Here is a 25,385-nt window from a genome sequence, read left to right as displayed (position 1 = left end):
CGATGCCTGCAAACCCATTCCAATCACGCCCCATCGCATCCTTGAGTCAAGCAAGGGACCGTCTGCCCTTGTGGTGATCAGATCGGGTTTCCGCGCTGTGAGGCTCAGCCCCAAAACGAAAGAAGCCCCGGGTTTCCCCGGGGCTTCCCTTGAACGATCGGAAGATCGATCAGAAGTCGCGCTGGATGCGGAGGCGACCAGCCCAAGCGTCGTCGTTCTTGATGCCGAAGCCAGCGACGCGAGCGCCGTTGTTGTCGACCGGCAGAACGCGCGAGGCGAGCTCGGTGCGGGTGTAGAGCACCTCGACACCGATATCGAGACCCGAAACCGGCGACCAGATCAGGTTACCAGCAACGATGAGCTCCTTCGGATCAAGCGAGCGGATCGGGGCGCCGGCAGCGTAGAAGCCAGCAGCCTGGGTGTAGCCCAGCTTCAGCTCCGAGTACGAAGCGACGAGCTCCGAACGCAGGGTCGGGGTCCAGAAGTGACGCAGGGCGGCCACGACCGACCAGCCGGTCGAGTTCTTGGTGTTGCCCAGCGCGGTCACGCCGATGTCGCCGATCACGAGCTGGTTGCCAGCGACCGAGGAGCTCAGGCGGCCCGAACCGTACTGACCACCCCAGCCGAGGTAGCCAAGAGCGCCGTCAGCATAGGCGGCCTGCAGGAAGATGTGATCGCCAGCCGCAAGCATCGGCAGGTTGATCTTCACACCACCCTGGATGGCCCAGCCGTACTCGTCCGCGCTGTTCTGGACGATGTTGCCGAGACCGTCGACGGTCGAGAGGACCTTACGCTGGGTAAGAGCACCCGACAGCTGAGCGGAGCCCCAGCCCTGATCGACGCGCAGCGAGGCGACGACATCCGGGAAGTCCTGACCGGCGAGAGCCAGACCAGCGCCGGTGAAGCGGCCGAAGGCGCCGTTTTCACGCTGGCCGGTACCGGTGTTGCGATCTTCCAACGAAACCGTGGCCGAGAAGCCCGAACCGAAGGTGGCGGTGTAGGCCAACAGGTTGAGGCGCGAGTCAGCCGTACGGAAGGTCGAGAAGGTCAGGTCGTTCGCATAGAAGTCGAAGAACGACTGAGCGCGACCGGCGGTGATCGGACCGAACTGGACGAAGGCCAGGTCGACGAGCGAAGCCGTGCCAGCGCCGCCGGCGCCGTTACGAGCCTGACCCGGGGCGATGATGCCCTGGTTGCCGCCGATGGTGCCGGCATAGAAGCCCGAGCTGTTGGTCAGCTCGTAGCGGAAGAACGTACGCAGCGTGCCGTAGGCGGTCGCGGTGCGGGCGTCGATGTTCAGACGGCCACGAGCGCGGGTGCCGTAGGCGTCCTGGCTGCTGCCGTAGCGGGTGCCGACCGTGTACTCAGCACGGACACGACCACCGACGCGCAGGCAGGTGTCGGTGCCCGGGATGTAGAAGAAGCCCGCGCCATAAGCGGAGCAAACGCGAACGTACTCGACCGGAGCGGCCTTCCGCGAAGGAAGGTCGGCGGCCTGAGCCCCGGCAACCGCGGCGATGCCGGCGGCGGAACCGAGGAGGAGGCTCTTGACGAGCTTCATTTGATTACCTCCAAAAGAGTTTCGAGACCCTCGGGCTTCGGCGCGTTCCTTAACCGGCAGCCCCAGGAGACCTATCCGGCGAACTCGCTTATTCCCGGTCTTTCGCCCGCGTCCCCGAACCGTTCGGAGGCGAAGACGAAAAACAGCGACCGGGAACGTCCCGCCGCACAGTCACCATTACGAATGCCCGGCCGCCGATCAACCACGATCACGCCACAGTCCCCGCCAAGGACCCGCTTTACCCCCCGGTGTTGCAGTCGAGCCACGCTTTGACCGGCGAACTTAAGAGAGCGTTAACCGAACAGGGCCGTTTGCGAGCTTTACGGGCCGCCTCGCCGGCGAATCTCGCGCGTCCGGGCCTGCCCCTGAGTCGCCTGACGGCGCCGCATACCAGAACAAATCTCACCGTCATTCCGGCCGAAGCGCCGGAATCCATCGCGGCTGCGCCGCTTGTCGAGAATGACGAAGGAGGCTCCGGCGCGCCGGAGCGAATGCGGGACGTCAGTATTCCCACTCGGCGCCGACGCCGACCGCGGCGCTGCCGTCGGCATTGGTCTCGGCCTGGAGCTTCAGGCGGCGGGTCACGTCGATGCCGACCGAGACGCCGCTGTCCTCGGGCTTGGCGCCAGCCTTCACGCCGAGGGTGATGTTGTCGGAGATCGAGCGGGAGACGCCGACAGTCGGCCCGCCCGGCCCCATCTGGACATCGAGGTTGTCGACGCCGAGCGAGCGGCGGATGCGCTCGAAGACGTCGTCGCCGCCGGCGCCGGAGAACTGGGCCGCGGTCTGGGCGAGCTGCAAGGCCTGGAACGGCGAGAGCGAGCCGGAGGCACGGGCGAAGAGCAGGCGCGACAGCACCTCGTCCGGCGGCAGCTCCGGCGAGGAGGTGAAAGTGAACTCGGGCGCAGAGGCTTCGCCGGAGACGATGATCCGCGCGGTCACGTCGGCAGCCCGGGTCTCGGCAACGAAGTCGAGCGTCGGCATGACGTCGCCGGAGAAGGTGACGCGGCCCTTGCTGAAATCGAGGCGCTGACTGGCGAGATTGAGTCGCCCGCGCCTGAGATCGAAGCCACCGGTCAGCTGCGGCGCGCCGGAGGTGCCGCCGACGCGCAGGTCGCCGCCGAGCTCGGCATCGATGCCGCGCCCACGGATGAAGACGCGCCCCGGCGCCGAGACGGTGATGTCGAGCACCGCGTCGAAGGCCGGCGCGCGGGCGCCCTTGCGATTCGCGACGGCGCGCGCCCGGCGCTCGGCCGCGAGGCGGGCGGCGGCCTGGCCCTTGGCGTTGACGTGTCGGATGCCGTCGACCGGCCGCGAGCTGGATGGCAGGCGATCGGGCACGGCGACCTCGATGGTGACGACATCGATGCGCCCGCCGATGCGCGGCCGCTGTGCCAGCGGGCCGGCGAGGTCGAGATTGAGATCGGTGACCGCCCGGACCAGTCCGCTGTCGACGAGCTGGGCGCGCCGGCCTTCGATGCGAATCGTACCCGGGAAACCGGCCTCCGGATCGAGCTTGACGTTGCCGCGGGCCGAGAGCGTGCCGCCGCCCGGCGTCTGCGCCGCGAAGCGTTCGATGACGAGCTCGGGCCCATTGGCCGCAATGCGCGCCTCCATCCCCGTCAGCTTCACGCCCTGGAGCGCGTCGCTGAAGCTGCCGCCGGAGAGCGTCGCACCGCCAGAAAGCCGCGGGGCGGCGAGCGTGCCGCCGGCGCGCAGGTCGAGCGCGAGCTGGCCGGTCAGGCGCCGGCCGTCGGCGGCGAGCGGGGTGTTGGCGAGCGCCGCATCGGCGCGGCCCTGGATGGAAAGATCAAGCGCGCCCTCGCCGCCGAGCGGCGCGGTGCCCTTGGCCGTCAGGCTGACGAAGCGGCCGGCATTCAGGCTGGCGTCGAGGCTGGTCTGCCGGCCATTGAGCGCGCCCTGCCCCGAAATCTCGATCGGCGGTAGCCCGGCGGAGCGCGTCTGCGGCGCGACGAGGCGGGCGATGCGGAGGCGCCAAGGGCCGGTCGGCGCCTCGGGCGTGCCCTTGATCGTGGCTTCCGCATCGAGCGTGCCGGAGAGGTCGAGCGTCGGCGACGCCAGGCGCGCGGCCGACAACGGCACATTCTGCGCGGCAAAGCGCAGGTCGAGCGCCTTGCCGGCCTGGCCGTCGAGCGTGATCCTGCCGCCATCGAGCGCGATGGCGAGATCGCGGATGGAAACACCGCCATCGATCGCGGTGAAGCTCGCCGGCTTGGCGAGCGCGATCTTGCGGCCGTCGCGGGTCGCGGTGAAGCTGGCGAGGTCGAAGCGTAGGGGATCAGAGACGGAAAGCCGGCCCTTCGAGGCGAGGGAGAAGCCGCGCGCATTGGCATCGAGGCTGATGTCGCTGGCGTCGGCCCCACCCCTGGAAACCAGGCGGATCGCGCTCACCGGTTCGCCGGCGATGACGGCGCGATCGATCTGGACCGTCCCGTTGATCAGAGGCTTGCGCAGCGCGTCGACGATGGCGATGTCGGCATCGAGCCGATCGAGCGAAACGCTAGGCGCGACAAGCTTCTGCGCGCTGGCCTTCAGATCGAGATTCTGGCCACCGGTCGGGCGTGCCAGCTTCACATCGGCCTCGATCCGGCCGCCGAGCTTGGCGAGCGCCAAGGCCGAGAGATCATCGAGATTGCGGGCGGCGAGCTTGAGATTGCCTTCGGCGAGATTGGAAGCGTCGAGATCGAGCGCACCGTTCAGCGTCACCGAGCCGATGGCGATGTCGAGCTGCGGCAGCGCCCAGCCGCCGGGATCGCGCTTGGCGAAGCGCAAGGCACCGGTGGCCGGGCGGCCGTCGACCTCGCCGGAAAGCTTGGCGTCGCCGGAGAGCGCACCCTGCAGATCGCGCAAGGTTGCATCGAGCGCCAAGCGTGGCACCGGCCGGCCGAGCGCAGTGGCGTTGCTGATCCCGGCCTTCAGCGTCGCGTCGAGCTTGTCGAGCGGCCCGGTCAGCGTCGCGTCGAACGCACCCTGCCCCGAGAGTTTCGGATCGGCCCGGCGCAGATCGGGAATCGCGATGTTGGCACGCAAGCTGGAGCCCTGCGCGCCGAGCGCGCCGTCGGCGGTCGCCGCGACATGGGCCCCGGCGACGCGCAGGCCATTGACCACCAGGCCGCTGCTGGCGGGCACCCGGATCTCGCCGCCGAGGGTGAGCTTGCCGGCGAGCAGGCGATCGAGCGCCTCCTGGCCGAGCGTCAGCGACTCGGCGCCGCCATCGAGCTTGACGGCATAGAGCTTCTTCTTCGGCTCGGCATCGACATCGGCGCCGACATTGGCCGCGCCCTTGAGCGAACGACCGGCGAGCGTGCTGAGGCGGGAGAGATCCGGCAGCCGCGCCTGCACCTTGCCGAGGATGCGAGCCGGATCGAGGCGGCCGGCATAGGCGAGCTCGGCCCCCCCGAAAGAAAGCTTCAGCGTCTCGAACTCACCGCCACCGCCTTCCGAGGCCGTGCCGCGCAAGGTGAAGCGCAGGCGGTCGCCGATGAAGCGCGCCAGGCCGGGATCGGCGAGCGCGACGCCGGACGCCTCGCCATCGGAGACGAGCACGGTGCGCGTCGCCGGGTCATTGAGGGCGCCGGTCGGCGTTGCCGTGAAGCTGAAGTCGAGCTTGCCGAGCTTGCCTGCCGGAACGCTCGCGCCTTCCGCCTGCAGGCTGGCCTTGACGCGCGGGCCGGCCGCCGGCCCGTTGATCGTCGCGTCGAAGGCGAGCTTGGCGATCTCTGCGCCCGAGGCGACCGTGCGCCCTTCCGCATTGGGGCGCGCGGCGGCGGTGATCTTGAAGTCGAGGTTCTTGTCGGCGCCGTAGAGGCCGTTCACGTCGAGCCGCGCCAGCGCCGAGACCAGAGCCATCTGGTCGACCGAGACGGCGCCGTCATCGGCCAACCCGACAGTGCCGTCGAGCCGGGTCGAGCCCTCGAAGACCGGCGCGACCGGCGGCGGCATCAGGCCGGCAATGCGCGAATCGAGTGCGAGCAGGAGCCGCCGCCCCGCGCCCTGGCGAGTGAGATCGGCGGTGCCATTGGCGCCGATGGTCGGGCCGGCGGTGAAGGCGAGCGTCGCGCGGAAGCGGTCGAGCGGACCGTCGCCGGTGAGGTCGAGCTTGACCGGCGGCCGGTCAGGCAGGTCGGCGATGGTCGAGATCAGGCCGCCAGCCGGCTCGTCGAGCTTGACCGCGAGCTGGAGCTGCGTCGATTGCGGCACGAAGCGCAGGGTGACGTCGAGCGTGCCGCCCATGTCGAGCCGACGCCCGGCAAGCCGGAAATCGAGGCCTTCATTGGGCGGCCCGAGGCGGGCCGCGCCGGTCGCCGACAGCCGGGCCGGCGCGCCGATCACGGTCGGGCCGAGCGCCAGCTCGCCGAGCTGGAACGCCTCGACGATCACCTTGAGCGGCAATTCGGGCAGGATCGGCGAATTGTCGGCCGGCGGCGGTGCGCCCGGCTCCCGCACCGGCTTGCGCAGGATCTCGAGCTTGCCGATCTCCAGCCGGTTGACCTCGAGACGGCGCAGCAGCAGCGCCGAGCGGGTCCAGACCAGCCGGGCGCGATCGAGCCGGAGCCAGGGGCCGTCGCGATCGGAGATGACGATGTCGCGGATGGAGGCGTCCGAGGAGAGCGCGCCGTCGACGGCGCCGATCGAGACCTGGCTGCCGTCGGTGGAGAGCGCCTTGGATATCAGATCGGCCAGCACGCCGCGCTCGCCGGCGTTCTGGGCAAAGCCGCCAAGGCCGGTGAAGACGACCACGGCCGCGGCGATGACGAATGCCGCGAGGCCGGCGAGCAGGCGCGAGATGCGGAGCGCGCCCATCAGAAGGCCTGCCCGATGCTGATATAGAGCGCGACGGGCTTGTCGCCCTTGCGCGGGTTGAGCGGAGCGGCGACGTCGAGCCGGATCGGCCCGATCGGCGTGTAGTAGCGCAGCCCGAGACCGGCCGCGTACTGGACCTTCTCCTTGAAGTTCGGGAATTCCGACGCGAAGGCCATGCCGGCGTCGAAGAAGGGCACGATGCCGATCGTGTTGGTGATCTTGATGCGCGCCTCGACCGAGGCCTCGAACAGGCTGCGCCCGCCGGTCAGGTGATTGAGCGGGCCGAGCGGCGAGAGGGTGCGATAGGCATAGCCGCGGACCGAGCCGCCGCCGCCGGCATAGAAGCGCCGCGTCGCCGGGACCTCGTCGAGGTCGGCGCCGACGATCGAGCCCAGCCCGACCCGGCCGGCGAGGACGTAGCGGGCATCCTCGTCGAGCGCGTAATAGCCGGAGATCGAGGCCTTGCTCTGGACGAAGGGCGCGGCGTTGTCGCCGAAGGCGGCATAGGGCGTGACCGAGGCGACGGCCCTGATGCCGCGGGTCGGATCGAGCTGATTGTCGGTCGAATCGTAGCGCAGCGACAGCGGCACGCCGACCAGCGTGTAGTCGACCTGGCCGAGCACGTCGCTGGTCTGGCCGCGCTCGGCCTCGATGCCCGCCTGGATCGAGAAGACGTCGCTGAAGCGATGGCGGATCGCGGTGGTGATATTGGCGTAGCGCGCGGTGTAGCCGCCATAGCGGTTGGTGCCGACACGCTCGCGCACCCCGGTCGCATCGATCAGCAAGTCGTTGCGGCTGCCGCCGAGCGCCGGTTTCAGGAAGCTCGCCGAGAAGCGGGCGCCGAGATCGGTCGGCTCGAAATCGCCGAAGCGCTGGACCTTGGTGCCGTCGATGCGCGGCGCGAAGAAGACGGAGGCTTCGAGCCGCAGACGCTCGGCGCCGCCGAACAGGTTGCGGTGCTCCCAATAGGTCTTCACCGCCGGGCCGTCGATCGTCGAATAGCGAGCGGAGAAGCCGAGCAGGTGCTTGGGGCGCTCGTTGACCTCGACGAAGATCGGCAGGTTGCCGGTCTGATCCAGCCCCTTGGCTTCGCGGATCCGGATCGAGCCGACGGCGGGAATCGTCGCAATCGACTTGCGCGTGTCGGCCAGCGCCTTGGGCGAATAGGGCTCGCCCGGTTCCAGGTAGATGAAGGAGCGGATCACCTCAGGCGGGATGTCGCCGGTCTCGGTGATCGAGACGTCGCCGAAGCCGGCCACCGGGCCGGGATCGACGAGGAGCGAGACGTCCATGGTCTTGGCGGCGTGGTCGACGACCGGGCGGACCTCGACGACGCGCGCGAGCGGGCGGGACTTGTTGCGCCAGTAATCGACCAGCGCGACCTGCGCCGCCCGGACCGAGGAGGAGAGCGCTGGCGCGCCGGGCACGAGGCCCGAGACCTTGCCGGGGTCGGAGATCACCGTCGACGGATCGCGGCGCCCGCTCGCCACGATGTCGATATTGCGCAGCGAGAATTGCGGCCCTGGATCGACGGTGACGACGATCGGCGCAGGTGCGCGGTTGCGGTAGCGCTCGGCCGCGGGCGCGAGCCCCGGCGGCGGCTCGCCGGCCTGCGTCACCGCGACGCCATCGACCGCGATCGCGACCTGCGCGTTGAAATAGCCCTGGGCCCAGAGCGCATCGATCAGCGGATTGATGTCGGCGGCGGCGCGGCGGGCCAAGGTCTCGCCGTCGGGCGGCGCATCCTCGCGCAGGCGATAGAGCAGCGAGGCGTCCTGCATGCTGCGCTTCAGCGCGCTGGCATCGGGCACGTCGCCGAGCTCGAACTTCAATTCATAGGGCAGCGTCGTCTCGCTGACCGGCGGCGGCTTGTCCTTGCTGCCGAAGAGGTTGAAGACGTCGAACGACGACAGGTCGAAGGCGCGGGCCGGCGAAATCTCACCGGCAAGCATCGCCGCGAAAGCAACCAAGCCTCCGCCGGCAATGCCGATCCTGCCCCTTCGCCATGACCGCATCAAACCTCCAACGCAACCCAACTAGAACGCAGCGAATGCGTTGATTTTGTGATCGCGCCTCCGATTGATCACAATTCGACGCTCGGGATCAGGCTACCGTCAACCGAAAATCTGAACGAATCGTTCGCCATCCGCGCTTTGTTGAACGGCAGCAAACTGATTGCGTCCCTCGCTCAATCGCCCTGTTCCGCCAGCGCGAACGAGATCGCGGTGACCGGGTCGAGCCGGGCGATCACGGGGCCGACCGTCGGCGCCAGCACGCCGCCGCAGAGGCTGCCGGTGGTGATGATCTGGCCGGCCTTGAGCGGGCCGAGCGGCCCCTCGACCGGGCGGTTGGCCCAGGCGAGCGCCGTGACCAGCGGATCGCCATTGGCATGCAGGGCCTGGCGGTCATAGAGCACGTCGCCGTCGAGCTCGACCGTGCAATTCAGGGCCGGCACGTCGTCGAAGATGCTGAAAGGAACCTCGGGGCCGAGCAGATAGCCGCCATGGCCCATCGCATCGGCCAGCCAGAGCGGGAACGGCACATTGGTCCAGTCGGCGATGCGGCTCTCGACGATCTCGATGCCGACCAGGGCGGCGTCGCAATGGTCGATCAGCTCCTCGCGGGTATAGGGCTGGCCGGGGCGCAGCGGCATGTCGCGACCAAGGCGGATGGCGAGCTCGATCTCGACGCGCAATTCGGCGCCGTGCACGCCGCGATAGGTGTCGCCGGACTTGAGATAGGGCCCCTGCATCAGCCCAGCCATCGGCCGGCCGCCCTCGCCGAGCGAGACCTTCCAGCCGGCGAGCGGATAGCCCATGCCCTTGTTGACCTCGGCCTGCGCCGCGAAGCCGGCATCGACGTCGGCGGGAACCGGCAGGGTCGCGATATCGACCAGCTTGTGGCCGCGGCGGGCGGCGATGAAGGCGCCAGCAAGAGTCTCGGTCGTCACAGCCATGGTCGTCTCGTCCCTGTCGCCAGCAGGCAGGTTCCTGCCGCCTCATGCTCTCTGGCTACAGCATCGACCGGCTTGCGGGAACCCAGCATCGGGCCAAGGACTATTTCCGGCTGGCGAGCACGACGCCGAGCACGGCGACCGCCATGCCGACGAGCTGGACTGCGGTCAGCGTCTCGCCGAAGAGGATCCAGGCCTCGATCGCGACTGCAGGCGGCACGAGATAAAGGAAGGTCGCGATGCGAGAGACCTGGCCGCGGCGGATCATCACGAGATAGAGCCCGATTCCGCCGAGCGAGAGCGCCAGCACCGACCAGGCCAGAACCAGGCCCATGGTCAGGTTCCACTCGATCCGCATCGGCTCGAGCAGGAAGGCGAAGGGCAGCGTGAACAGGAAGGCGGCGATGTACTGCACCGCCGTCACCGTGCGCAGATCGCCCTCGACGATACGGGCTTTCTGCCAGAACGAGCCGAGCGTGACCGACAGCATGCCGACGACGTTGACGATGATCGGCAGCGCCACCGCATGCAGCGCCTCGGGCGCGACGCCGACCAGCTTCGGCTCCAGCACCAGCGCGATGCCGACGAAGCCGAAGACGATGCCGAGCCAGCGGATCGGCGAGATGCTCTCGCGCATGATGAGCGGCGCGAACAATGCGGTCAGGACCGGCTGCAACCCTGCGATCAGGCCGGAGACGCCGGCCGGCAAGCCATGGCGCACCGCCCACCAAACGCCGCCGAGATAGATGGCGTGCAGCAGGATGCCGGCGACGACGCAGTCGAAAAGGGCGCGTCGCGTCTTCGGCCAGGGCGCACGGAGAACGAAGGCGAGCACGGCGAGCGCGAGGCCGGCGCAGCCGAAGCGGACCGAGAGGAAGGTCAGTGCGTCGGAATAGCGGGCCGAATAGCCGGCGACGATCCAGCCGCTCGACCAGAGGAAGACGAACAGCGCCGGCGACAGACGCAGGAAGAGCGGAGAATCGAACATGGCGGCGGCCTTCTACGGGCCTGATAGGCCGGATAGCGGCAGTTGTCGCCGCATGCGGACGCTGTGAGGCCATGTCTGTCGCGCGCTCCCGTCTTGCCAGAAGCCCCGAACCAGCGACAATCACCGCCCTGCCCCGCCCGAGACCTGCATGTCGCTGCGCTCAGTTCCCGCCCTCGCCTTCGAGCGCTTCATTGCCCATGACGGCTGGGCGATCGCCAGCCACATCGCGCTCTCGGTGCTGATGTCGCTGTTCCCGTTCCTGATCCTCGTCACGGCGCTCGGCGGCCTGTTCGGCTCGCAGGCGGCAGCGGACGAGGCGGCGCAATTGCTGCTTCAGGCCTGGCCGCGCGAGATCGCAGAGCCGATCGCCCGCGAGGTGCACTCGGTGCTGTCGGCGGTGCGGACCGACGCGCTGACACTCGGCGCGATCCTGGCGCTCTACTTCTCCTCCTCGGGAGTCGAAGCGGTCCGGATCGGGCTCAACCGCGCCTACGAGGCCTATGAATGGCGCAGCTGGTGGCAGACGCGGCTGGAATCGATCGTCTATGTGATCGGCGGCGCGATCTTCATGCTGGCCTTCTCGCTGCTGGTCGTGCTCGGCCCGCTGATCTGGCGCGGCGTCGTCGGCTTCGCGCCGGCGCTGGCCCCGCTCGGCTTCCTGCTCGCTTTCCTGCGGATCGCAGGCGCGACCGTGCTGATCATCCTGGCGCTCAGCGTCGCCCACCGGCTGCTGCCGGCCCGCGCCCCGCATATCGGCGCGCTGTGGCCGGGCATACTGATGACGCTGGTGGTCTGGCTGCTCGGCGGCATCGGCTTCGGCTGGTATCTCGATTCCTTCGCCGGAGCCTATGTCACCACCTATGCCGGCCTCGCCACAGCGATGATCGCGCTGGTTTTCCTCTATTGGCTGGCGGCAGTATTTCTCTACGGCGCCGAGCTCAACGCCGCGATCGCGTTGCACCGGGCGCCGGACAAGTCAGCCGGGGACGTGCTGAGCTCGCTGTGAGCTTTCGCCGTCAAGGTGTGAGATCAGCAAGACCGTCACGGTAACGACGGCTGCCGGCGAAGCTCTCGCCCGTATCCATCTCGACGTCGAAATCACCCGACGGCTTGCCGGCGATGCGCCGGATGCGGGCGGCATTGACCAACCGGGTGCGGTGGATGCGGGAAAAGCCGAGCGGGCGCAGGCGTTCCTCCTCGGCTTGCAGCGTCGCGCGGATCAAGTGGCGCTTGCCGCTCGCCAGACAGTACTCGACATAATTCCCCGCCGAGACCACCGCGACGACATCAGCCCGCTCCAGCCGCTGATTGATGGTCCCGTCACGCAGCCAGAAGCCCGAAGACGGAGCGGCCGTGACAGCGGTGGTTTGCGGCTGTGGATGACGCCGCCAGAGCTCGAACACCCAGAAAACGGCAGCGAGCAGTAGATAGACGAGGATATCCTTGCGCAGTTCGTAGAACAGGTTGCCGCTGGAGACGCCAAAGCTGTAGCCGCCAGCGCCGGCGGCCCAGTAGCCGAGCTTGCGCAACAGAACCATGCCGCCGACATGCAGCGCCGAGAAGGCGAGGATCGCGCCGGCATGCAGCGCCGCGAGCTGTAGGGGCCGAGCGGCCCGCGCCAGCGACACAAGCACAAGTCGCCGGACCAGCGGCGTCAGCGCGAGAATCACGACACCGCTCGACGCTTCCCAGAGCAAGGGCTGCCAGAGCGGCACGGCGCGGCCGAGGCGAGCAAGATCGTGCGAGGTCGAGAAGGCGTTGACGAGGCAGGTTGCGGCCGTGCCGAGCGCGATCGCCAGATAGGGCAGCCAGCCCGGCAAACGGACGGCGCCGTCGCGCGGCGCGCGCTCGCCACCATTCGTCACGGCTTCGCCACCACTCATCCCGGCCCGCTGGCTTTCGTCACGCAGCATCGGCTGCTCGTCCCGCACCGTCTCGACCTTTGCGCAGCCATGCCGGCCTGCTCGGGGCGAGCAAGGGACAGCCGCCATGCCTGCGCAAACCGATCATTCGTCACCACAGAGCGCCGAGCGCCGGCTCGATCTCGACTGGATCAGGATCGGCGCCTTCGGCCTGCTGATCCTCTACCATGTCGGCATGCTCTATGTGTCATGGGGCTTCCATGTGAAGAGCGCCCACCGGCTGCGCGAGCTTGAGCCGCTGATGCTGCTGCTCAATCCCTGGCGGATGGCGTTGCTCTTCCTGGTCTCGGGCGCGGCGACGCGCTTCATGCTGAGCAAATACGAGGTCGGAGCCTTCGGGAGACGGCGCTCGGCGCGGCTACTGATCCCCCTCGCCTTCGGCATGCTGGTGGTGGTGCCGCCGCAATCCTTCGCGGAACTGGTCGAGAAGCTCGGCTTCTCCAGCAGCTATCTCGACTTCTGGCTCGGGCACTATCTCGCCTTCGACCAGAGCTTCTGCCGAATCGAGAACGGCAGGCAAAGCTGCATCATCCTGCCGACCTGGAACCATCTCTGGTTCGTCGCCTATCTCTGGCTTTACACCATGGCGCTCGCCGGGCTGATCGCGCTGGCGCCAAGTCTGGCTACACGCGGCGAGCGGCTGCTGGAGCGCGCTTTACCCGGCCTGCTTCTGCTGTTCGGACCGGCACTGTTGCTCGCGTTCAATCGCCTGCTGGTCTTTCCGAGCTTCCCGCCGAGCCACATCGTTGTCGGCGACTGGTACCAGCATGTCCTCTACGGCTTTTGCTTCCTGTTCGGCTTTTTCGTCGCGCGCTCGCAGGTGGTGGCCGAGCGGACCGAGCAACTGCGCTGGCTGGCACTCGTCCTCGCCGTCGCGGCGTTCATCACAATGCTCTGGCTACGCGCGCAGCCGCCCCTCGAACTGCGCCGCCTCGTCGGGCCATTCGTCTACGGGCTCGACCAGTGGTGCTGGATCGTTGCCATCCTCGGCTTCGCCCGCCGGCACCTCTCCCGGCGTGATGGGCCAGTCCGGCGCTATCTCGTCGACGCCGTGTTCTGCTGGTACATCGTCCACCAGACCGCGATCATTCTCGCGGCGCACTGGCTGAAGCCGCTCGCGCTGCCGGCCGCGCAGGAGGCGTCGCTGGTCATCGCCATCACGGCGCTGAGCTGCGCCGCGAGCTATGAGATCGCCCGGCGCGTCGGCTGGCTGAGACCGCTGTTCGGGATCGCGGCGGACAGGCGCAAACGCCTGTCCGCTTCAGGCCTTCAGCCCTCCAGCGCCTCGACCACGTCCTCATAGGTGCGCAGGCCGGTGCGCGGGGCGTAGACCAGCACGGCCATGTTGCCCGGCGCATGCTCGTTCTTCCACATCTTGTGATGGGCGAGCGGGATCTTGTCCCAGGGGAAGACCTCGGACATGCAGGGATCGACGCGCCGGTCGATGACGAACTGGTTGGCGGCGCTCGCCTGCTTCAGATGGGCGAAATGCGAGCCCTGCACGCGCTTCTGCCGCATCCAGACATAGCGGGCATCGAAGGTGATGTTGAAGCCGGAGGTGCCGGCGCAGAACACCACCATGCCGCCACGCTTGGCGACGAGGCAGGAAACCGGGAAGGTCGCCTCGCCGGGATGCTCGAAGACGATGTCGACATCCTTCTTGCCGGTGATGTCCCAGATCGCCTTGCCGAACTTGCGGGCTTCCTTGGTCCACTCGGCATATTCAGGCGAATTCACCGTGGGCATCTGGCCCCAGCACTTGAAATCCTTGCGGTTGATCACGCCCTTGGCGCCGAGGCCGAGCACGTAGTCGCGCTTGCTCTCGTCCGAGATGACGCCGATCGCATTGGCGCCCGAGGCCGCGCAGAGCTGCACGCCGAAGACGCCGAGGCCGCCCGAGGCACCCCAGATCAGCACGTTGTCGCCCGGCTTGATCGTGTGCGGGGCGTGGCCGAAGAGCATGCGATAGGCGGTCGCCAGCGTCAGCGTGTAGCAGGCCGATTCCTCCCAGGAGAGGTGCTTCGGCTTCAGCATCAGCTGGCGCGACTGCACCCGGCAGAACTGGGCGAAGGAACCGTCCGGCGTCTCATAGCCCCAGATGCGCTGGGACGACGAGAACATCGGGTCGCCGCCATTGCACTCCTCGTCGTCGCCGTCGTCCTGGTTGCAGTGGACGATGACCTCGTCGCCGACCTTCCAGCGCTTCACCTTGGAGCCGACGGCCCAGACGATGCCCGAGGCATCGGAGCCGGCGATGTGAAGCTGGCCCTTGTGCACGTCGAAGGGCGAGATCGGCTGGCCAAGGCCGGCCCAGATGCCGTTGTAGTTGACGCCGCCGGCCATCACGAGGAGCAGCACCTCCTCCTCGCCGATCGACCAGGTCGGCACCACCTCGACCTTGAAGCTGTCCTGCGGCGGGCCATGGCGCTCGCGGCGGATCGTCCAGGCATACATATTGGCCGGGACATGGCCGAGCGGCGGCAATTCGCCGAGCTCGTAGAGATCCTTCAACGCGGGCTTCGCGACGGATTGCAGCTGTGCCATCGGCTCTTTCTCCCTTGTCGCCACGCCGCTGATCCGGTGGCGTTACCGGCATCATGCAGACCATTGCTGCGCTGCGCCATACTCCTATCGAATTATGCCGCAGCGCAAAAAACAAGAGGAAAAGGCGGAAAGTTCCCTCGCCGCTTGTCTCATGCCGAAGGAGCGACGATACCGCCGCCATGGATATGATTCGAGAGCTTCACGGCACGACCGTGCTGGTCTGCGCCGAAGAAGGCCCGACGCTGGCGGCCGAGCGCGACATCAACGACTTCCTCGGCGCCGCCTGGGCGGCGGAGGCGACGATGGTGGCGATCCCGGTCGCGCGGCTCGATCCCGCCTTCTTCCAGCTCGCGACGCGACTTGCCGGCGAGGTCGCGCAGAAATTCGTCAACTACCGGGTGCGCCTGGCCATCATCGGCGACATCAGCGCCCAGTGCGCACAGAGCAAGGCGCTGCGCGACTTCGTCTACGAGAGCAACCAGGGCCAGGCGCTCTGGTTCGTCCAGGATATCGCGGCGCTCGACGCCAAGCTCGCAGCCTGAGGGCGATCAAGCGGGGCGCCCAGCCGCCAGCTGATAGTTGACGTCGAGATCGCGCGAGCGCGACCAGCGATCGGCGAGCGGGTTGTAGGCGACGCCCTCGCGGGCGAAGACCGAGAGCCCGCCGGTCTCGATTGCCGCTTCCAGCTCGTCCGGCGTGACGAACTTCTCCCAGTCATGCGTGCCGCGCGGCAGCCAGCGCAGGATGTATTCGGCGCCGACGATAGCCAGCGCATAGGATTTCAGCGTGCGGTTCAGCGTCGCCATGACGAGCAGCCCGCCCGGCTTCACCGCTGCGCAGCAGGAGGCGACGAAGGCATCGACATCGGCGACATGCTCGACCACCTCCATGGCGAGCACGATGTCGAAGCGCGCGCCGGACGCCACGACCGCCTCGATCGTCTCCTCGCGATAATCGACGCCGATGCCCGCCTTCCCCGCATGGGCGCGCGCCACGGCAATATTGGTCGTTGCCGGGTCTAGTCCGGTTACCTCAGCTCCCAACCGCGCCAGCGGCTCGGACAGCACGCCGCCGCCGCAGCCGATATCGACGACGCTCAAATCCTTCAGCGCCTGCAGCGATTTCGGATCGCGACCGAAGCGCTCGCAGGCGAGGTCGCGGATGAAGGCGAGGCGCACCGGATTGAACTTGTGCAGCACCGCCATCGGCCCCTTCGGGTCCCACCAGCTCTTGGCCAGCGCGTCGAAGCGCGCGACCTCGGCCGGATCGATGGTGGAGCCTTCGCGTGCCGCTGCCGTCATCGCTTCTGATACCCTGTTTATGCTCGCGCAGACCATGGCTGCATTGACAGCGCCCGCACCTCCCGTCATCTACACGCGCCCTTCGCTAGGCGCGAGGGGACGTTTCGTCCCGGCCCGGCCGGGCGCAGATTAGAGAGCCTTTAGACGCTATGGCCCGTCTGGTGATGAAGTTCGGCGGCACATCGGTCGCCACTGTCGAGCGCATCAAGAACGCGGCCCGCCACGTCAAACGCGAATTCGATGCCGGCAACCAGGTCGCGGTCGTGGTCTCGGCGATGTCGGGCAAGACCAACGAGCTGGTCGCCTGGTGCAAGGAGGCCTCGTCCGTCTACGACCAGGCCGAATACGACACCGTCGTCGCCTCGGGCGAGCAGGTCACCTCCGGGCTGATGGCGATCGCGCTGCAGGAAATGGGCCTGCCGGCGCGCTCCTGGCAAGGCTGGCAGATCCCGCTCTACGGCTCGGACGCGCATGGCTCGGCCAGGATCGAGGGCGTCGACGGCGCCGGCATCCTCGCCGGCTTCGACCGCAACCGCGAAATCGCAGTCTGCTCCGGCTTCCAGGGCATCAACCCGCGCAGCCACCGCATCGTCACGCTCGGCCGCGGCGGCTCGGATACCAGCGCGGTCGCGCTGGCAGCCGGCCTCAAGGCCGATCGCTGCGACATCTACACCGATGTCGATGGCGTCTACACCACCGATCCGCGCATCGTCCCGAAGGCGAGGCGCATGGACAAAGTCTCGTTCGAAGAGATGCTGGAGATGGCCTCTCTCGGCTCGAAGGTGCTGCAGGTGCGCTCGGTCGAGATCGCCATGGTCCAACGCGTGCCGACCTATGTGCGCTCCTCCTTCGACGACCCCGAAAATCCCAATCCAGGCACCCTCATCTGCGACGAGGACGACATCGTGGAACAGCAGATTGTCACCGGCATCGCGTTTTCGCGCGACGAAGCCCAGATCACGCTCCGGCGCGTGGCCGACAAGCCCGGCGTCGCCGCAGCGATCTTCGGGCCGCTGGCCGACGCCAACATCAATGTCGACATGATCATCCAGGTCGTCTCCGACGACCAGGCGACCACCGACATCACCTTCACCGTGCCGACCGCCGATTACGAGCGCGCCAAGGGCCTGCTCGAATCGAAGCACGAGGCCATCGCCTACCAGACGCTGCAGGGCGCGACGGACGTGGTCAAGATTTCGGCGATCGGCGTCGGCATGAGGAGCCATGCCGGCGTCGCGGCGCGCGCCTTCCGGGCGCTGGCCGAGAAGGGCATCAACATCCGCGCCATCACCACCTCCGAGATCAAGTTCTCGGTGCTGATCGACGCCGCCTATACCGAGCTCGCGGTCCGCACGCTGCACTCGCTCTACGGCCTCGACGCGGCCTGACTTTCATGGCGGCGCGCGGGCTCATCGCCTCGTCAGCGCCGCCTTATGGTCACGAAATGACCTGATCGCGTTCAGCCTCAGATCCCATTCGTGGTGTCGAATTGTCCTTCCGCAACCGATGGAAGGACACGCCATGCGTATGATCACGATCGCCGCCGCGAGCACCGCCGTTATCCTGGCCGGCGCCGCCTATGCCCAGGCGCCGTCGACGGAGCGCCCCGCGGCCAAGCCGCCCGCCTCGTCGCAGGAAGCTCCCGCAGGCGCCCCGACGATCACCTCGGTCAAGGTCGTCGAGATCGACGAGCTGCCCGATGCCAGCAAGGCGCAGGTGAACCAGCTGGTGGCGACCCGCACCGCCGACGAGCTCGAAAAGCTGCGCCAGGCGATCGAGAAGGCCCCCGCCGTCAAATCCGCCGTCGAGGCGAAGGGCTTCTCGACGCGCGACGTCGTGCTGGCCCAGGTCAGCAACGAGGGCGAACTAACGATCGTCACCAGGAAGACAAGCTGATCGGGCCGAAATTGGCTCGCGTGCAGTAAGATCAGGAACGCGCAGCGAGCCCGGAGCGGATCATGTCCAGAACGGGCTCGCCGCCTCGAACCTCCGCCAGCGCTTCTTGAGCTTGCGGCCGGCCTCGATGGTATGGCGGGATTGCCAGCCATGGATGGCGCCGGCAGCGAAATGCAGCTCCGGCCCCGGCGCCTTGCCGCCACGCAGCTCGGCGAGCAAGTGCTGCGTCGTCGCCGCGTCGTTGGCGAGGCCGAGCGCTTCCTGCAAGCGCGACAGCCGGCCGAGATATCTGCGCGCCGCCGCACCGTCATGCAGCGGCAGGAAGAACTCGGCGGTGTAGCGCAGCTTCTTCAAGGCGAGCCGCAGCTGGTGGCGCTGCTCGGGGTGGAGGCGGCCGAAGCCGCGGCCGCGCTTCAGCGCCTGGCGATGCGTCCGCGCCAGTACCCGCCCGGCAAAATCCTCGGCCGGTTCGGCCAGCACCGTCATGGCCTCGCTGGGCAGGCCGCTGCGCCAGCCGCGCCGTTCGATCAGGGCACCGAACGACAACAGGAAGCGGCTGGTCTGCGGATCCGCCAGCCGCTCCTGCACTGCCTCATAACTCCTGGCCTGGAACGGCTCGGCCGCCTTACGCAGCGCCGGCAGCCCGGCATCGCCTAGCCCGTCCGCCTCGATGGCTGCAACGGTCTGGGTGATGAAGACGTCCCAGTTGCGCGCGGGGCCGAGCACATGGCCGAGGCGTTTCGCTTCCTGGCCGATCGAGGCGAAGGCGGGCGAGGCGATCTCGCGCTTCAGCACCGACAACGCCGAGCGCAGGCGGCGCAGCGACACCCGCATCTGATGCACGCCCTCCGGGCCGGATTGGGCAGTGACGGGCGCGAGATTGGCGAGCAATTGCTTGTAGGTATTGCCGAGAATCGCCGCGATCGCCGCGTCAGCGTTGTCGTGACCGGCGATTTCGACCGGCTTTGCCTTCACCGCCCGTGGCAAGCGCGCAAAAGCCAACCCATAGCCGCGGGCCGACTTGCTCTGCGTCGCGACCTGCAGCGGCGCGACATCCAGCATGGCCAGCCCCAGCTCGTAGAGCGCCGCCGCCTCGCCTTCCTTGAGCTCCAGCTCGACCTCGCTGACCGGCAGGCTGGTCTCGCCGGCCTCGATCGTGCCGTCGTCGAAGGCGATCTCGATCAGCGCGCCGGCATAATCGAGCCGGCGCAGGCGCCGCCTGATCCGTGTGGCGAAGACCGGCGCGAGTTGCCCGGCCGAGAGGCTCGCCAAGGGCTCGCCGATCTCGGCAAGCGGCAGAAGCGACAGGTCGAGCGCGCCGTCCGGCAGCGCGACCTCCCATTCGTCGCGCGCCAGTGGATCGCCCGAGCCGGAGCGCTTCAGCGTCTGGACATGGCGCTTGCCGCTACGGCGCACGCGTAGCGACAGGCCGTGGCGGTCGAGCAGACGGTCGGGCGTGTCGTAGTAGATCGCATCGAGACGGCGGGTGACGCCCTGATTGCGGGCGTGGCGCGTGATCAAATCGGCGCCGCGCAGCGCCTCCAGTGCCTCGGGCGAGGCGGCCAGCTTCAGTTCGATCTCGCGCGGAGGGCCGCCCGTGGCCGGTGCCGGGGACTGGTCCTGCGCGGATGCGGCAGGTTCCTGATTCGGCACGGCGTCCAAGGCTTCTCTCCACTGGGCGGTGCGTGACGGAATGGTGACGGCAGTGTCGCTGGCGGCAACTTGGCACCACTCCGCCCGGATGTGAACCCGGGTGAAGTGGTTAGACGATCAAAGCGCGCGAACAATCGCGGCTTCGACTGGCGAATAGAGGCCATCCCCGCGGTCGAGGGTCAGCAGCTCGCGCGGCAGCAGCGGCGGCTGCGCCATGAAGCGCGGCGTCTTGCCGCGATGCGGCTGCGCGGCATGCACCAGGAAGGGATGGCAGAGATAGACCGTGCCGGCCTCTCCCGTCGCCAGTACCTCCTCGCGTTCGGCACTGCCGGCGAAGTCATCGGCAACCAGCTCACGCAGCGACAGCCCGGCCTCGCCAGCCGGCGCGAGCTGGCGGGCAATGTCCTGGTGCGAGCCCACTCGGATGCGGGTCGGCGCATCGTCCTCGCCGACATCCGAGAACAGGAAGAGCATCAGCAGCGCCCTGCCCTTCGAGGCGAGGTTGACCCGCCAGTTCATGAAATCCGGCTCGTCGAAGCCGAAGCTGACATCGACATGCCAGCCGGCATCGCCCGGATCCTCCGGTGACGGAAAGCGCACCGGGAAGGTACCCATGGCGCGGCAGGGCAGCCAGCGCCCGGGACCGACGAGCTGGTCGAAGGCGCCATGCAGGCGTGGCGTGTTCGCCGCCGCGACGAAGGGCGTGTCGGCGTACATGCCGAGCCGGATCACCGGCTTGGTCCAGCTCGCCGGATCGTTCGGATCGCAGCCGAGGTCGCGCCAGAGAATGGCGCGGGCTTCCTCCGCGAGAACAGGCGAAAAGGCATGATCGAGCCGGACGAAGCCGCGTTCGACGAAATGGGTGATCTGCGCGTCGTCGAGGACGCGCGCACCGAATTCAGGGTGAGTCATTGAGAGATGTCTTTCGCTATCGGCCAGCCGAAGCGCCCGCCGCGCGGGCAGGCTGGCAAGGGACCTTCGGATGCGGGGCACCCGTTTTGCAGGGCCGGAGCGAGAAGCGCAGCCGGGACTGCAGGAAGGTCAGGCGAGGAAGACAGCGAACATCATCATGGCTCGGGCAGTATCGCAGCCGTTTTCCGCACGATCAACCCGAACACCGACACTTGAGCCGAAAGGCGCGCTGGCCAAAGCGGCTGCGGCGCTGCCACGATGAGGGCCTTCCCGGATTCGGGCCCGGAACTGAATGCGGATCGCCATCCTCTCCGACATCCATGCCAACCGCGAGGCGTTCGAGCCGGTGCTGGAAGCGGCGCGCCGACTCACGCCCGACCGGCTGGTGCTGCTCGGCGACATCGTCGGTTACGGCCCCGAGCCCGGCTTCTGCGTCGATGCGGTGCGAGAGCTCGTCGCGGCCGGTGCGATCTGCATCCGCGGCAACCATGACGAAGCCGCCGTGCACGGCCCCTCCGGCATGACGCCGAACGCGCACGAAGCAGCGCTATGGACCAGCGCGCAGCTCAACGCCGAGCAGAGCGCCTTCCTCGCCGACCTACCGCTGACCGCTGAGCTCGACGGCGTGCTCTTCGTCCATGCCAGCGCCCGCGACCCCGCCACCTGGCACTATGTTCGCGATCTCCACAGCGCCGAGGCCTGCCTGGCAGCAACGGATGCCGCGACGGTGGTCTGCGGCCATACCCATCTGCCGACGATCTTCTATGCCAGGGCGGGACGCGAGCCGGTGGCCTTCATCCCCTTGCGCAACGTGCCGGCGCCGCTCTCGGCCGTGCACCGCCATGTCGTCGTGGTCGGCGCCGTCGGCCAGCCGCGCGATGGCGATCCGGCGGCGTGCTTCGCCCTGCTCGATACGCAGGCGCGCGAGGTCACGATGGTGCGCGTACCCTATGACAGCCAGGACACCGCGCGGAAGATCAGGGCGGCCGGCCTGCCCGACTGGCTCGGCCTGCGCCTGCAGATCGGCAGATAGGGGGACGGGATGGAACGGCCGAAGACCGGATCAGTCATCGACGGCTTCACGCTCGGCGAGCGGCTGAAGGCCGGCGGCATGGCGATGCTCTGGCGCGCCAGCCATCCCGATCATCCCGGCCCACTCGTCGTGAAGATCCCGGTGCTCGACCCTGGCGCCGACGTCTCGGCCATCGTCGGCTACGAGACCGAGGTGCTGATCCACAAGCGCCTGTCGGGCCCGCATGTGCCGCGCTTCGTCGCCTCGGGCGATCTCTGCCGCATCCCCTTCATCGCCATGGACTTCGTCCCCGGGACAAGCCTGGCCGAGCGGATCAAGCAGGCGCCCCTGCCCTTCGCCGAGGTCCAGCGCATCGGCATCGCGATCGCGACGGCGATGGCCGATCTGCATCGGCAGAACGTGGTCCATCTCGACCTCAAGCCGGAGAACGTGATCCTGACCGAGAAGGGCGCGGTGCTGCTCGATTTCGGCCTCGCCCGTCATGCCGAGCTACCGGATTTGCTCGGCGAGGAAAGCTCCGAGCCGATGGGAACGGCCGCCTATATGGCTCCCGAGCAGGTGCTGGGCGAGCGCTCCGATCCAGCGAGCGACCTCTTCGCGCTCGGCTGCCTGCTCTACCAGATGGCCTCCGGCGAAGAGCCGTTCGGCCGGCCCAGGACCGTGCCCGGCATGAAGCGGCGGCTCTATCACGCACCCAAGCCCTTGCGCGCCATCAATGAGCAGGTACCGGCCTGGCTCGAGGAGATCGTCTCCCGCTGCCTCGAGGTCGATCGCGGCCGGCGCTATGCCGACGCCACCAAGCTCGCCTTCGACCTGCGCCACCCCGAGCAGGTCACGGTCTCGCGCAAGCGCCGTACCGCGGAGGAGCGCAGCCTCGGCAAGCGGCTGGTCGACCTGTTCCAGAAGCGCGACGAAGCCGAGGTCACCGGCGCGTCGACGGTGGCGCGGCGCAAGGCCGGCCCCTCGATCGTGCTCACCACCGTCGATCTCACTGACGGCCCGGACGCGCTGGCGGCGGCGATCCTGGCTGAGACCAGCCGGCTGCTCGCGGTTCGGCCGGATTCCACCCTCGCCTGCCTGACCGTGCTCAAGACCGAGATCATCGGCGAGACCAAGACCGTCGATGCCGAGGGACGCTCGCTCTATATCGGCCGGCTGGTGGCACTGAAGGACTGGGCGCGCCCGCTGCACTTGCCGGAGGACCGGGTCAGCTACCATGTCATCGAGGCGGTCAGCGCCGCCGATGCGATCCTGCGCTATGCCGAGCACAACGACATCGACCACATCGTGCTCGGTGCCCGCTCCTCCTCGGCAGTGCGCCGCCATCTCGGCAGCGTCTCGACCAAGGTCGTCGCCGAGGCGCACTGCTCGGTCTCGGTGGTCCGGGTGAAGGGTGGTAGCGAGGCGTGAGCAATGGCGCGTTGACCTCTCCGCCCTCGCCTTCGAATATGCCGGCCATGCCGGCTGCTCCCTCCGTCCCACCCGAATTCGACCCCGCCCGGCTGGATGCCTTCCTGCGTTCGGCCCTGCCTAGCCGGGCTGCGGGGCAGATGGACATCGAGCGGATCAGCGGCGGCCAGTCGAACCCGACCTTCTTCGTCTCCTATCCCGATGCCGGCACCCGGCTCGTCCTGCGCAAGAAGCCGCCGGGGCCGCTCCTGCCTTCGGCCCATGCCGTCGAGCGCGAATACCGCATCCTGAAGGCGCTCGCCGGCTCGTCCGTGCCCGTGCCGCCGGTGCTGCTGCTGCACGAGGCGGACGACGTTGTCGGCACGCCGTTCTACCTGATGGAGCGGCTGGAGGGCCGCGTCTTCCACGACACCGCCCTGCCCGGCGTCGCGCCGGACGAGCGGCGCGCGATGTATTTCGCCATGGCCGAGGCGCTGGCGGCGCTGCACGGCTTCGACTGGCAGGGCGCGGGCCTCAGCGATTTCGGCAAGCCCGGCAACTACTATGCCCGCCAGCTGGCGCGCTGGGGCCGGCAATGGCGCGAGACCCGAACGCGCGAGATCCCCGCGATCGATCGGTTGATCGACTGGCTCGGCACAAACCTCGACGAGACGCCGGACACGACCATCGTCCATGGCGACTTCCGCCTGGGCAACCTGATGTTGGCGCCGAACGAGCCAAGGATCGTCGCGGTGCTCGACTGGGAGCTCTCGACGCTCGGCCATCCGCTCTCCGACGTCGCCTTCTCCTGCCTGCCCTGGCATTCGACGCCATCGATGTATGCCGGCATCGTCGGGCTCGATTGCGAGGCGCTCGGCATACCGACACAGGACGAATACATCGCCCGCTATTGCGCCGCCGCCGGGCGAGCGCAGGGGCCGGGGCGCTTCCATCTCGCCTTCTCGCTGTTCCGCTTCGCCGTCATCCTCGACGGCATCGCGGCGCGGGCGAAGACCGGGAACGCCGCCGCCGAGAACGCCGTCGCGGTCGGCGCGATGGCGGAGAGCTTTGCCGAGCGCGCGCAGACGCTGATCGACCAGACGAACTGACGAGGGATGCCATGGATTTCGCCTATTCGGCCAGGGTCGAGGAACTGCGCGCCAGCTTACAAGCCTTCATGGACGCCCATGTCCAGCCGGCCGACGCCGCCTGGAAGCACGAGGTCGAGGCCGGGCGCTATCCGAGCGCGCTGATCGACGACCTCAAGGCCAAGGCCAAGGCGGAAGGGCTGTGGAACCTCTTCCTGCCGGCGCTCAAGGCCGACGAGCCCGGCACGCGGCTGACCAACCTCGAATATGCCCCGCTCGCCGAGATCATGGGCCGGATCTACTGGTCCTCGGAGGTGTTCAACTGCAACGCCCCCGACACCGGCAATATGGAAATCCTGCACATGTTCGCGACGCCCGGGCAGCGCGAACGCTGGCTGAACCCGCTGCTCAATGGCGAGATCCGCTCCTGCGTCGGCATCACCGAGCCCGGCGTCGCCTCCTCCGACCCGACCAACCTGCAGACCACCATCATCCGCGACGGCGACCATTACGTCGTCAACGGCCGCAAATGGTGGACGACCGGGGCGCTGCATCCCAAGGTGAAATTCTGCATCGTCATGGGCCTGTCCGACCAGCGGCCCGATGCCGACCCGCACAAGCGCCACAGCATGATCATCGTGCCGATGGATTCGCCCGGCCTGACGGTGATGCGCAATCTGCCGCTGCTGAACCACTATTCGATCGAGGGCCACACCGAGACCGACTTCAGCGAGGTCAGGGTGCCGGCGGCGAACCTGCTCGGCGAGGAAGGCGCAGGGTTCGCGCTGGCGCAGGCGCGGCTTGGGCCAGGGCGCATCCACCATTGCATGCGCACGATCGGCCAATGCGAGGTCGCGCTCGAACTGATGGTCGAGCGCGCGCTGGAGCGAAAGGCGTTCGGCCGCAACCTCGCCGACTACGCCAATGTCCAGGACTGGATCGCGGAAGGGCGGATGGAGATCGACCAGGCCCGCCTGCTCTGCCTGCGCGCCGCTTGGATGATGGACAAGCATGGCAACAAGGCCGCGCGCACCGAGGTCTCGGCGATCAAGGTTGCGGCGACGCGGCTGCAAACCAAGATCGCCGACCGGGCGATGCAGGTGTTTGGCGCCGGCGGGCTTTCCAACGACACGCCGCTGGCCTTCATCTACTCCTGGGGCCGGGCCCTGCGCTTCATCGACGGGCCGGACGAGGTCCATCTGCGCACCATCGCCCGCGCCGAGATCAAGAAGCGCAAGGAGAGCAACCGCAGCACCTTCGCGGAACAGGGGGTGGTACGGCCGCATGTGAAGGGGTAGCGGCAGCCACTCCGATCGACCGA

General features: G+C 68.2%; 19 protein-coding genes. 9 read left to right on the top strand and 10 right to left on the bottom strand.

Annotated elements, in window-relative coordinates:
* Positions 1-169 precede the first annotated feature (169 nt).
* The 5 genes from AC3WLC_RS21285 to AC3WLC_RS21265 form a co-directional block, all read right to left on the bottom strand.
* Positions 170-1,561, bottom strand: coding sequence for a porin (locus AC3WLC_RS21285; protein ID WP_493685914.1), 1,392 nt, complete (start codon positions 1,559-1,561; stop codon positions 170-172).
* A gap of 501 nt (positions 1,562-2,062) precedes the next feature.
* Entirely contained in the window at positions 2,063-6,385 is a 4,323-nt protein-coding gene (locus AC3WLC_RS21280; protein ID WP_493685913.1) for a translocation/assembly module TamB domain-containing protein, read from the bottom strand.
* Positions 6,385-8,355 carry an autotransporter assembly complex protein TamA gene (locus AC3WLC_RS21275; RefSeq protein WP_493685912.1) on the bottom strand — a complete coding sequence of 657 codons (1,971 nt, stop codon included), beginning with the start codon at positions 8,353-8,355 and terminating at the stop codon, positions 6,385-6,387. The genes AC3WLC_RS21280 and AC3WLC_RS21275 overlap by 1 nt, the downstream gene beginning before the upstream one ends.
* Before the next feature lie 218 nt (positions 8,356-8,573).
* Entirely contained in the window at positions 8,574-9,341 is a 768-nt protein-coding gene (locus AC3WLC_RS21270) for a fumarylacetoacetate hydrolase family protein (RefSeq protein ID WP_493685911.1), read from the bottom strand.
* 100 nt (positions 9,342-9,441) lie between these two features.
* The gene (locus tag AC3WLC_RS21265) at positions 9,442-10,326 is read right to left on the bottom strand and encodes a DMT family transporter (protein ID WP_493685910.1); all 885 of its coding nucleotides are present in this window, start codon (positions 10,324-10,326) and stop codon (positions 9,442-9,444) included.
* Positions 10,327-10,474: 148 nt separating this feature from the next.
* Between AC3WLC_RS21265 and AC3WLC_RS21260 the strand changes: the two genes are divergently transcribed.
* Complete coding sequence (locus AC3WLC_RS21260; RefSeq protein ID WP_493685909.1) at positions 10,475-11,332, top strand: YihY/virulence factor BrkB family protein; 858 nt, start codon at positions 10,475-10,477, stop codon at positions 11,330-11,332.
* Positions 11,333-11,342: 10 nt separating this feature from the next.
* On the opposite strand, the gene AC3WLC_RS21255 is transcribed toward AC3WLC_RS21260, so the two are convergent.
* Entirely contained in the window at positions 11,343-12,239 is an 897-nt protein-coding gene (locus tag AC3WLC_RS21255; protein WP_493685908.1) for a LytTR family DNA-binding domain-containing protein, read from the bottom strand.
* 76 nt (positions 12,240-12,315) lie between these two features.
* On the opposite strand from AC3WLC_RS21255, the gene AC3WLC_RS21250 reads away from it, so the two are divergent.
* Positions 12,316-13,551, top strand: a complete 1,236-nt coding sequence (locus tag AC3WLC_RS21250; RefSeq protein WP_493685904.1) for an acyltransferase family protein — start codon at positions 12,316-12,318, stop codon at positions 13,549-13,551.
* Here the strand turns inward: AC3WLC_RS21250 and ccrA are convergent.
* Positions 13,518-14,792, bottom strand: coding sequence for a crotonyl-CoA carboxylase/reductase (gene ccrA / locus AC3WLC_RS21245; RefSeq protein ID WP_493685903.1), 1,275 nt, complete (start codon positions 14,790-14,792; stop codon positions 13,518-13,520). The genes AC3WLC_RS21250 and ccrA overlap by 34 nt on opposite strands.
* A 179-nt stretch (positions 14,793-14,971) precedes the next feature.
* Here ccrA and AC3WLC_RS21240 point away from each other — a divergent pair, with 179 nt between their 5' ends.
* Complete coding sequence (locus tag AC3WLC_RS21240; RefSeq protein WP_493685902.1) at positions 14,972-15,334, top strand: DUF4180 domain-containing protein; 363 nt, start codon at positions 14,972-14,974, stop codon at positions 15,332-15,334.
* 6 nt (positions 15,335-15,340) lie between these two features.
* Here AC3WLC_RS21240 and ubiG read toward each other — a convergent pair whose 3' ends face one another.
* Positions 15,341-16,093, bottom strand: a complete 753-nt coding sequence (gene ubiG / locus AC3WLC_RS21235) for a bifunctional 2-polyprenyl-6-hydroxyphenol methylase/3-demethylubiquinol 3-O-methyltransferase UbiG (RefSeq protein ID WP_493685901.1) — start codon at positions 16,091-16,093, stop codon at positions 15,341-15,343.
* A gap of 149 nt (positions 16,094-16,242) precedes the next feature.
* Here ubiG and AC3WLC_RS21230 point away from each other — a divergent pair, with 149 nt between their 5' ends.
* Positions 16,243-17,481, top strand: a complete 1,239-nt coding sequence (locus AC3WLC_RS21230) for an aspartate kinase (protein WP_493685900.1) — start codon at positions 16,243-16,245, stop codon at positions 17,479-17,481.
* Positions 17,482-17,614: 133 nt separating this feature from the next.
* A complete protein-coding gene (locus AC3WLC_RS21225) occupies positions 17,615-17,989 on the top strand; it encodes a hypothetical protein (RefSeq protein WP_493685899.1) in 375 nt (124 codons plus the stop codon).
* A gap of 60 nt (positions 17,990-18,049) precedes the next feature.
* Here the strand turns inward: AC3WLC_RS21225 and AC3WLC_RS21220 are convergent, their stop codons facing one another.
* Together AC3WLC_RS21220 and AC3WLC_RS21215 are read right to left on the bottom strand one after the other, a co-directional pair.
* Entirely contained in the window at positions 18,050-19,642 is a 1,593-nt protein-coding gene (locus AC3WLC_RS21220; RefSeq protein WP_493686101.1) for a CYTH and CHAD domain-containing protein, read from the bottom strand.
* A gap of 117 nt (positions 19,643-19,759) precedes the next feature.
* Positions 19,760-20,554, bottom strand: coding sequence for a phytanoyl-CoA dioxygenase family protein (locus tag AC3WLC_RS21215; protein ID WP_493685898.1), 795 nt, complete (start codon positions 20,552-20,554; stop codon positions 19,760-19,762).
* A 292-nt stretch (positions 20,555-20,846) separates the two neighbouring features.
* Between AC3WLC_RS21215 and AC3WLC_RS21210 the strand changes: the two genes are divergently transcribed.
* Genes AC3WLC_RS21210 through AC3WLC_RS21195 form a run of 4 tightly spaced genes read left to right on the top strand, consistent with a single transcriptional unit; the run spans position 20,847 to position 25,362 of the window.
* A complete protein-coding gene (locus AC3WLC_RS21210; RefSeq protein ID WP_493685897.1) occupies positions 20,847-21,587 on the top strand; it encodes a metallophosphoesterase family protein in 741 nt (246 codons plus the stop codon).
* Positions 21,588-21,596: 9 nt separating this feature from the next.
* The gene (locus AC3WLC_RS21205) at positions 21,597-22,997 is read left to right on the top strand and encodes a protein kinase domain-containing protein (RefSeq protein ID WP_493685896.1); all 1,401 of its coding nucleotides are present in this window, start codon (positions 21,597-21,599) and stop codon (positions 22,995-22,997) included.
* A gap of 47 nt (positions 22,998-23,044) precedes the next feature.
* Positions 23,045-24,085: a phosphotransferase family protein gene (locus AC3WLC_RS21200; RefSeq protein WP_493685895.1), complete on the top strand. Its 1,041-nt coding sequence runs from the start codon at positions 23,045-23,047 to the stop codon at positions 24,083-24,085.
* 11 nt (positions 24,086-24,096) lie between these two features.
* Positions 24,097-25,362, top strand: a complete 1,266-nt coding sequence (locus tag AC3WLC_RS21195; RefSeq protein WP_493685894.1) for an acyl-CoA dehydrogenase family protein — start codon at positions 24,097-24,099, stop codon at positions 25,360-25,362.
* Positions 25,363-25,385: the final 23 nt, after the last annotated feature.

This window comes from Allobosea sp. GW821-FHT03A12 (genome assembly GCF_058986765.1).
This window is presented reverse-complemented; position numbering and strand designations above follow the sequence as displayed.

Coding starts and splice junctions, on each gene's coding strand:
- AC3WLC_RS21285 (WP_493685914.1), bottom strand. CDS start 1,561: ATGAAGCTCGTCAAGAGCCTCCTCCTCGGTTCCGCCGCCGGCATCGCC.
- AC3WLC_RS21280 (WP_493685913.1), bottom strand. CDS start 6,385: ATGGGCGCGCTCCGCATCTCGCGCCTGCTCGCCGGCCTCGCGGCATTC.
- AC3WLC_RS21270 (WP_493685911.1), bottom strand. CDS start 9,341: ATGGCTGTGACGACCGAGACTCTTGCTGGCGCCTTCATCGCCGCCCGC.
- AC3WLC_RS21265 (WP_493685910.1), bottom strand. CDS start 10,326: ATGTTCGATTCTCCGCTCTTCCTGCGTCTGTCGCCGGCGCTGTTCGTC.
- AC3WLC_RS21260 (WP_493685909.1), top strand. CDS start 10,475: ATGTCGCTGCGCTCAGTTCCCGCCCTCGCCTTCGAGCGCTTCATTGCC.
- AC3WLC_RS21255 (WP_493685908.1), bottom strand. CDS start 12,239: ATGCTGCGTGACGAAAGCCAGCGGGCCGGGATGAGTGGTGGCGAAGCC.
- AC3WLC_RS21250 (WP_493685904.1), top strand. CDS start 12,316: ATGCCTGCGCAAACCGATCATTCGTCACCACAGAGCGCCGAGCGCCGG.
- ccrA (WP_493685903.1), bottom strand. CDS start 14,792: ATGGCACAGCTGCAATCCGTCGCGAAGCCCGCGTTGAAGGATCTCTAC.
- AC3WLC_RS21240 (WP_493685902.1), top strand. CDS start 14,972: ATGGATATGATTCGAGAGCTTCACGGCACGACCGTGCTGGTCTGCGCC.
- ubiG (WP_493685901.1), bottom strand. CDS start 16,093: ATGACGGCAGCGGCACGCGAAGGCTCCACCATCGATCCGGCCGAGGTC.
- AC3WLC_RS21230 (WP_493685900.1), top strand. CDS start 16,243: ATGGCCCGTCTGGTGATGAAGTTCGGCGGCACATCGGTCGCCACTGTC.
- AC3WLC_RS21225 (WP_493685899.1), top strand. CDS start 17,615: ATGCGTATGATCACGATCGCCGCCGCGAGCACCGCCGTTATCCTGGCC.
- AC3WLC_RS21215 (WP_493685898.1), bottom strand. CDS start 20,554: ATGACTCACCCTGAATTCGGTGCGCGCGTCCTCGACGACGCGCAGATC.
- AC3WLC_RS21210 (WP_493685897.1), top strand. CDS start 20,847: ATGCGGATCGCCATCCTCTCCGACATCCATGCCAACCGCGAGGCGTTC.
- AC3WLC_RS21205 (WP_493685896.1), top strand. CDS start 21,597: ATGGAACGGCCGAAGACCGGATCAGTCATCGACGGCTTCACGCTCGGC.
- AC3WLC_RS21200 (WP_493685895.1), top strand. CDS start 23,045: ATGCCGGCTGCTCCCTCCGTCCCACCCGAATTCGACCCCGCCCGGCTG.
- AC3WLC_RS21195 (WP_493685894.1), top strand. CDS start 24,097: ATGGATTTCGCCTATTCGGCCAGGGTCGAGGAACTGCGCGCCAGCTTA.